Genomic DNA, 8,947 nt, shown 5'->3' with positions numbered 1-8,947 from the left:
ATAAAATCCTTACATCCTATTAGAAGTAAAAAACAACGATATTAACGTATCTGAAAGATTTCTCCTTCTTATCCAGTTTACAAAGAGAGCGGTCGTACAAGTTATATGAATTAAGTTATAAAAACAATGGTAAAGGAGCGTACGGAATGAAAACTAAAATAATGACAGGATTATTAGTCACATCCATTGTAACTGGAGCAACTATTCCTATCAATACTCTCGCAACACCAATCGTTCAAGCGGAAACTCAACAGGAAGGCATGGATATTTCCTCTTCATTACGAAAATTAGGTGCGCAATCTAAATTAATCCAAACGTATATTGATCAATCTTTAATGAGTCCTAATGTACAGCTAGAGGAAGTCCCAGCTTTAAATACCAATCAATTCCTAATCAAACAAGATATGAAGGAATGGTCATCGGAACTCTATCCACAGTTAATTCTATTAAATTCAAAAAGTAAAGGATTTGTAACAAAATTTAATAGTTATTACCCGACATTAAAATCGTTTGTAGACAATAAAGAAGATAGAGAAGGGTTTTCGGATAGACTTGAAGTACTTCAAGAAATGGCTATGACGAATCAAGAAAATGCGCAACGACAAATCAATGAATTAACAGATCTTAAATTACAGCTTGATAAAAAATTAAAAGATTTTGATACTAATGTGGCAACTGCGCAAGGCATACTAAGTACAGATGGAACAGGAAAAATAGATCAGTTAAAAAATGAAATATTAAATACCAAAAAAGCAATTCAAAATGATTTACAGCAAATTGCATTAATACCAGGAGCTTTAAATGAGCAGGGATTTGCTATATTCAAAGAAGTTTATAGTCTTTCAAAAGAAATTATTGAACCAGCTGCTCAAGCAGGGGTGGCAGCATATAACAAAGGAAAAGAAATTAACAACTCTATTCTAGAAGCGGAGAAAAAAGCGGCGCAAGAAGCGACAGAACAAGGTAAAACTGCTCTAGAGATTGAATCAGCAAAAAAAGCAGCTCGTGAAGCAATTGAGAAAAGCAAACAAGGTGAAATAGCAGCCGCAGCCGCAGCAAAAACACAAGAGTATGACCTGATGAAGGTCATTGATACCGAAAAGATTAAGAAAACATTTGGCGTTTTTGCTGAAGTAAATAAATTAACAGCAGAACAGCGAGCATATTTAGATGATTTAGAGAAACAAAATCAAAAAATATATGATTTAACAACGAAACTATCAATAGCTGATTTACAAAAATCAATGCTTCTTCTTACACAAAATGATTTGCATACGTTTGCAAATCAAGTAGATGTAGAACTGGATCTACTAAAGCGCTATAAAGAAGATTTAAATCTAATAAAAAATAGCATTACAAAATTATCTACTAATGTTGATACAACTAACGAGCAGTCTCAAAAAGATACATTAAGACAATTAAAAAATGTAATAAGTTACCTTGAAGAACAAGTATATAAATTTTAATATTGCGTTTTTAGGGAATTCATACAGATTATAAGCATTTAGCGAAAGAAGGAGAATAGTCATGAAAAAATTTCCATTCAAAGTACTAACTTTAGCTACATTAGCAACTGTTATAACTGCTACTACCGGTAACACTATTCATGCATTTGCACAAGAAACGACCGCTCAAGAACAAAAAGTAGGCAATTATGCATTAGGCCCCGAAGGACTGAAGAAAGCATTAGCTGAAACAGGGTCTCATATTCTAGTAATGGATTTATACGCAAAAACAATGATTAAGCAACCAAATGTAAATTTATCTAATATCGATTTAGGCTCAGAGGGGGGAGAGTTGCTCAAAAATATTCACCTTAATCAAGAGCTGTCACGAATCAATGCGAATTACTGGTTAGATACAGCGAAGCCACAGATTCAAAAAACTGCTCGTAATATTGTAAATTACGATGAACAATTTCAAAATTATTACGACACATTAGTAGAAACTGTACAAAAGAAAGATAAGGCAGGTCTAAAAGAGGGTATAAATGATTTAATTACTACAATCAATACAAATTCAAAAGAAGTTACAGATGTGATTAAGATGCTACAAGACTTCAAAGGGAAACTATATCAAAATTCTACAGATTTTAAAAATAATGTTGGTGGTCCAGATGGGAAAGGTGGATTAACTGCAATATTAGCAGGTCAACAGGCAACGATTCCACAACTTCAAGCTGAAATTGAGCAACTTCGTTCTACTCAGAAAAAACATTTTGATGATGTATTAGCATGGTCAATTGGTGGTGGATTGGGAGCAGCTATTTTAGTTATTGCAGCTATTGGAGGAGCGGTAGTTATTGTTGTAACTGGCGGTACAGCAACACCGGCTGTTGTTGGTGGACTCTCGGCTCTTGGTGCAGCTGGTATCGGTCTAGGAACTGCGGCTGGTGTCACAGCATCTAAGCATATGGACTCCTATAATGAAATTTCTAACAAAATCGGAGAATTAAGTATGAAAGCAGATCGTGCTAATCAAGCAGTTCTTTCGCTTACTAACGCGAAAGAAACATTGGCATATTTATATCAGACTGTAGATCAAGCGATATTGTCTCTAACAAATATTCAAAAGCAATGGAATACAATGGGCGCAAATTATACAGATTTACTGGATAATATCGATTCTATGCAAGACCACAAATTCTCTTTAATACCAGATGATTTAAAAGCCGCTAAAGAAAGTTGGAATGATATTCATAAAGATGCAGAATTCATTTCAAAAGATATTGCTTTTAAACAGGAGTAGAACTGAAATTTAAAACCTAAATTGGAGGAAAATGAAATGATAAAAAAAATCCCTTATAAATTACTCGCTGTATCGACGCTATTAACTATTACAACTGCTAATGTAGTTTCACCAGTAACAACTTTTGCAAGTGAAATTGAACAAACGAACAATGGAGATACGGCTCTTTCTGCAAATGAAGCGAGAATGAAAGAGACCTTGCAAAAGGCTGGATTATTTGCAAAATCTATGAATGCCTATTCTTATATGTTAATTAAGAATCCTGATGTGAATTTTGAGGGAATTACCATTAATGGATATGTAGATTTACCTGGTAGAATCGTACAAGATCAAAAGAATGCAAGGGCACATGCTGTTACTTGGGATACGAAAGTAAAAAAACAGCTTTTAGATACATTGAATGGTATTGTTGAATACGATACAACATTTGACAATTATTATGAAACAATGGTAGAAGCGATTAATACAGGGGATGGAGAAACTTTAAAAGAAGGGATTACAGATTTGCGAGGTGAAATTCAACAAAATCAAAAGTATGCACAACAACTAATAGAAGAATTAACTAAATTAAGAGACTCTATTGGACATGATGTTAGAGCTTTTGGAAGTAATAAAGAGCTCTTGCAGTCAATTTTAAAAAATCAAGGTGCAGATGTTGATGCCGATCAAAAGCGTCTAGAAGAAGTATTAGGATCAGTAAACTATTATAAACAATTAGAATCTGATGGGTTTAATGTAATGAAGGGTGCTATTTTGGGTCTACCAATAATTGGCGGTATTATAGTGGGAGTAGCAAGGGATAATTTAGGTAAGTTAGAGCCTTTATTAGCAGAATTACGTCAGACTGTGGATTATAAAGTAACCTTAAATCGTGTAGTTGGAGTTGCTTACAGTAATATTAATGAAATGCACAAGGCGCTTGATGATGCTATTAACGCTCTTACTTATATGTCCACGCAGTGGCATGATTTAGATTCTCAATATTCGGGCGTTCTAGGGCATATTGAGAATGCAGCTCAAAAAGCCGATCAAAATAAATTTAAATTCTTAAAACCTAATTTAAATGCAGCGAAAGACAGTTGGAAAACATTACGAACAGATGCTGTTACATTAAAAGAAGGAATAAAGGAATTAAAAGTGGAAACTGTTACTCCACAAAAATAGGGAAATATTAATTCTGCGTAAAGTGAACTAAAACATAGAAAGTCTATGATTACACTGTTAAACAGAAAAGTAATAATTAATAAATCCTTATATAACAGAAAGGCGGAGTCTCATTAAAGACTTCGCCTTTCAATTATATATAAGTATGATTCGAATAAAAAATAACCTTGTAGTTTAATTGCTTTTTTAAAATTTGCAACAGAATCGGTTAATTTGAAGCAGATTATATACATTTTCTTTAATACTTAATGATTTGAAGGCTGCTAAAGAAAGTTCAAACGATACTGATAAAAGATGTAGAACTCATTTTGAAAGACATCGCTTTTTAATAAGATTAGAACTTGAAACCATACCTTATATAGGAGGAATACGAAATGATGAAAAAAATCCCTAATAAACTACTCGCTGTATCAGCGTTTTTAACTATAACAACTACTTATGCAGTCATACCACTAGAAACTTTTGCGATTGAAATTGAACAAACGAACAATGAAAATATATCTCTTTCAGCAAATGAAGAACAGATGAAAAAAGCTTTGCAAGATGCTGGTTTATTTGCAAAAGCTATGAATGAATATTCTTATTTGCTAATTAATAATCCAGATGTGAGTTTTGAAGGAATAACTATTAATGGAAATGCAGATTTACCTAGTAAAATTGTACAAGATCAAAAGAATGCAAGAGCACATGCTGTTACATGGAATACACAAGTGAAAAAACAGCTTTTTGATACATTGACAGGCATTATAGAATACGATACAAAATTTGAAAATTATTATGAAACATTAGTAGAGGCGATCAATAATGGAAATGGAGATACTTTAAAAAAAGGGATTACAGATTTACAGGGAGGAATTCAACAAAATCAAAAGTCTGCAAAAGCATTAATAGAAGAATTAATTCAATTAAAAAATGCTATTGGAGAAGATGTTAGAACATTTGGAAGTCATAAAGAGACATTGCAATCGATTTTAAAAAACCAAGGTGCTGATGTGGAGGCTGACCAAAAGCGTCTAGAGGACCTTTTAGGACAAGTAAAATATCAGAAAGACATAGAATCTAAGGGGTTAGACATGGTAAAAATCCCCTTTATTCCAACCTTGATTGCTGGTGGCATAATGATAGGTGATGCAAGAGGTAAGTTAGGTTGGCTAGAACCTGAATTAGCAAAATTGCGTCAGACTGTAGATTATAAAATAACATTGAATCGTGTAGTTGGAGTTGCATTTCATAATATTAGTGATATGCATAGTACGCTTGATAGTGCTATCACTGCTCTTACTTATATGTCTACGCAATGGGAGGATTTAGATTCTCAATATTCGGGTGTACTGGGACATATTGATAAAGCTGATCAAAAAGCTGATCAAAATAAATATAAATTCTTAACCCCTAGCTTGAATGCAGCGAAAAACAGTTGGAAAACATTAAAAACAGATGTTGTCACTTTGCAAGAAGGGATAAAAATTGCAGAGAAAAAAGAACAGGATTTTTTGAATCAGCTTCGTCCATCAAACGTTTTCTACTTTTATAAAAAAATTCATAACGCATACACTTTTGAAATAAAGACTGGAACAAATGCGCCAAATGCGTCTTATAAAGTTATGAATTTAACTAAAAACACTGTTCATAATATGTGGAGTGGAGGGGCTAATACTAACATGTGGGCTGATTGGCTTTCATTCAATCCAAATGATGAATTTGCGGTAGTAGCAGTAGTGGATGGTAAAGAATATGTTGTGTATAAAGACAAAGTACAAAATATAATGAACTGAATCTGAAAGTAACGAAGTAATTGGAGCTGGAGAATAAACTAGACACCAAGTTAATTGAAAAATCTCCTTATATCCTAGAATATTTTGCTCAAGAAAAAGAATTTGTTCAGCGAAAAAGTAAATATTGAACCAAGGAGTTAGTTGTATTATGTGTATGGTTTTACCGAAAGGTTTCAAGTACATTACTCATACAATTATGTAGTTATCCTGAAGCATCTACAGGTGTTCTTATCGACCTTGAAGAACTACTTAGCTTCCTAAGTGGAGTGACTTTATGCAAAATTAAGTGAACGTTTTTGTACATAGATTAGTTGACATTTATATAGATTTTTTCCATTTTCAAAGATAGTTTTGTTTTTTTATGTTATTTTTCAAAAATTACTGTTGAAGTTTCTATATTCATGACTCAGCATATAATCATTGTTTGATGAAATGACATACCACGTCCCTTAGAGTTTCATACGTATTACGATAACTTAAAGAAAAAAGATAATAGTAGTCAACGGTTACTATTATCTTTTTTGAACTATTTTTCATTAAAATATCTCATCTGCTGTGCTCCTTATTTACTTTTCCAGATTTTATCCTAGTTTAAAATTTATGCATTTGAACTGTTTATACAATTTGTAGGATTTTTAGCTTTTTTGTCGAATACACTTAATGCAAGGAGGGACATTACATGATTATTAAAGATTATTTCATCAACCTTTCTATTTTTTCTTTATTAGTTAGCGCAGCAATATTTATTCAAGTGTTTACAATTAATTCTAGTCGATATTTCGAAAAGCTCTATGGAGGGATTATTGCAGTTACGTTAATGTTCTTTTCTTTTCCATACATGGGATTTTCTTACGATCTTCGAGTTGTTCCTCTTATTCTATCTTTTATTTACTTTGGTCGTATTGCTGGTTGGATTACGTTAATTAGCATAATTGTAATGCGTATCTTTTACACAGGAGGGTACTGGGAACCTCCTGTGATTGCTTATTTAGGTATGGGGATTCTATTTTCTACCTTTAAAACTTATTTTAAAAAACTACATCCTTTTAAAAGTGCATCGTTATATTTTTCTGTTTTTATTGGAATAAAGTGGTTAGTTGGCGTATTATTTAATACTACATTACTTTACACAGGAGGCTTATTATATATAGCGTTAGGACTTTTAATTGGGCTATTTCTTATGGAAGCCTACCAGAGATTGTATTATTTAACACAGGACTTATCTAAAATGAATCGAGAATTAAAAAAATCGAAGCAAGAACTTGCAGATACCGTACATGAGCTTCAAGGAGGAATTTTTAAATTTAAAAAAGTGGGTAAGCACTTTATACACACTTTATGTGATGGACAGTTTTATTATCAAAACGGATTTTATTCTGAACAGGTGGTAGGAAAAAGCTTACGTACTATTGATGCTTCTATTGTTCCTCCACATTTAGTTCCACAATTGATGAAGTACTATCTTCAGGCATGGGAAGGAAAAGAAATTATATTTGAATTACCTTGGCCAAATGATAAAACTATTATTCTTATTGCGCTTAGGCCGATTAAACGAAATGGACAAGTTATTGAAGTTGTTGGTTCTACAGTTGATATAACCGAAAGGAAAAAGGTAGAATCAGAATTAAGCGCTACCAAAGAATTATTGGAATCATTTATAAAGCACAATCTAGATGCTATTACCATTTCTGATCGAGAAGGGCATATTTTACAAGCGAATAAAGCTTATGAAAAGATATTTGGGTGGTCATCACAAGAAATCATAGGTAAGAGATTACCTTGTGTACCAGATTTTTTAATGGAAGAATCGCTTAAAAATATTCAGAAAATTCTAACAGGCGAATCTGTGGTTACTAGATTAGAAACTGTTAGACAAAGGAGCGATGGGAGTCTTCTTGATGTCAGTCTGACAGTTTCTCCTATACTAGATGTAAGAGGAAATGTGATAGCTTTATCAGCAATATGTAGAGACATCTCTGAAAGAAAACAAGCAGAAAGAGAACGACATCGATTACACCAGCAATTAAGAGATAGTGAAATGAAGTACCGTGCACTAATTGAACAAGCAACTGATGCGGTATATGTAGTAGAGCTGAATGAAGATAATGCTCCAAGTCGATTTATTGAGGTAAACCCTGTTGGGTGTAGAAGATTTGGATATAGTAGAGAAGAGTTGCTCTCATTATCATTTTCAAATATAGTACCACAAGATTCTCAAATGATCGTAAGGCTATTAGAAAAAATTAAAAAGGGACAAACTTCCTTCACTTTGCAAGATGAATATGTTTTTCCAACAGGAAAAGTAATAACAGCTGAGTTTAGTGTTCGTGTTTTTAACTTAAATGGTAAAAAGGTTTTCCTAAGTATTTCTCGTGATATCACTGAACGGCTAAAAACAGAAGAATTATTACGAAAATCTGAAAAACTTGCTGTTGTAGGACAATTAGCGACTGCAATGGCTCATGAGATTAATAATCCATTAACTGCAATGAAAGGGTTCATGCAATTACTAAAATCAACAGAAAATGAGAATAATCAGGGTTATATTAATATAGTATCATCAGAGATTGAGCGTATAGAGAGCATAACAACTGAATTTATGGCGGTAGCCAAACCACAGGTGGTAAAAATACAACCTAATGATATTAGTTTGCTAATGGATCAAGTTTTAATGCTACTACAACCTCAAGCAATGATGCATAATATAAAATTTAGAATCGATCTTAACCCTGGTATTCCATTGATTTCATGTGAAGGAAATCAATTAAAACAAGTATTTGTTAATATATTAAAAAATGCAATTGAATCTATGCCGATGGGAGGGGAAATTCTGATTCAAATAAATATACTTGATAATAATCAAGTAAGAATTCGTTTTATCGATCAAGGGTGTGGGATTCCAAAAGAACGTATACCATACCTTGGAGAACCTTTTTATAGTATTAAAGAAGAGGGGATTGGCTTAGGGTTAATGATCTGTTATAAAATCATTGAAACACATCAGGGAAAGGTATTTATTGAGAGTGAAGTGAATAAGGGGACTACAGTTGAAGTCACTCTCCCTATTTGTACACTTCAAAATTAATATATTCTTTTACTGAAATTTTTAAAGAAACCATACAGAATGTAATGCTAATGTTACTTAATGAAATAATAAAGAGAAGAACACTGGTAAATTTACCCTATAGAATAGACAATTGAAAAAGCTTGTTATAAAAACATCCTTTCTTTAGAACTAAAAGAAAGGATGTTTTTAATAT

At 32.6% G+C, this 8,947-nt stretch carries 5 protein-coding genes and 1 pseudogene; all 6 read left to right on the top strand.

Annotation, left to right across the window (positions count from 1 at the left end; genetic code table 11):
* Positions 1–146 precede the first annotated feature (146 nt).
* The 6 genes and pseudogenes from hblC (at position 147) to DN403_RS29655 (ending at position 8,772) form a co-directional block, all read left to right on the top strand.
* Entirely contained in the window at positions 147–1,466 is a 1,320-nt protein-coding gene (gene hblC, locus DN403_RS29675) for a hemolytic enterotoxin HBL lytic component L2 (RefSeq protein WP_000850235.1), read from the top strand.
* Between the two features lie 61 nt (positions 1,467–1,527).
* Positions 1,528–2,748 carry a hemolytic enterotoxin HBL lytic component L1 gene (gene hblD, locus DN403_RS29670; RefSeq protein WP_000714435.1) on the top strand — a complete coding sequence of 407 codons (1,221 nt, stop codon included), beginning with the start codon at positions 1,528–1,530 and terminating at the stop codon, positions 2,746–2,748.
* 36 nt (positions 2,749–2,784) lie between these two features.
* Positions 2,785–3,912: a hemolysin BL binding component B gene (gene hblA, locus DN403_RS29665; protein WP_000591972.1), complete on the top strand. Its 1,128-nt coding sequence runs from the start codon at positions 2,785–2,787 to the stop codon at positions 3,910–3,912.
* Between the two features lie 374 nt (positions 3,913–4,286).
* Positions 4,287–5,687 (top strand): hemolysin BL regulatory component HblB, encoded by a 1,401-nt coding sequence (gene hblB / locus DN403_RS29660; protein WP_000976159.1) that lies wholly within the window; start codon positions 4,287–4,289, stop codon positions 5,685–5,687.
* 20 nt (positions 5,688–5,707) lie between these two features.
* Positions 5,708–5,935: pseudogene (locus DN403_RS32080) on the top strand (hypothetical protein); the annotation flags it as partial.
* A 431-nt stretch (positions 5,936–6,366) separates the two neighbouring features.
* Positions 6,367–8,772, top strand: coding sequence for a PAS domain S-box protein (locus DN403_RS29655; RefSeq protein ID WP_000584302.1), 2,406 nt, complete (start codon positions 6,367–6,369; stop codon positions 8,770–8,772).
* Positions 8,773–8,947 lie beyond the last annotated feature (175 nt).

The sequence above is a fragment of the Bacillus sp. AY2-1 genome, from assembly GCF_008368965.1.
Taxonomy (GTDB): Bacteria; Bacillota; Bacilli; order Bacillales; family Bacillaceae_G; genus Bacillus_A; species Bacillus_A thuringiensis_S.
This window is presented reverse-complemented; position numbering and strand designations above follow the sequence as displayed.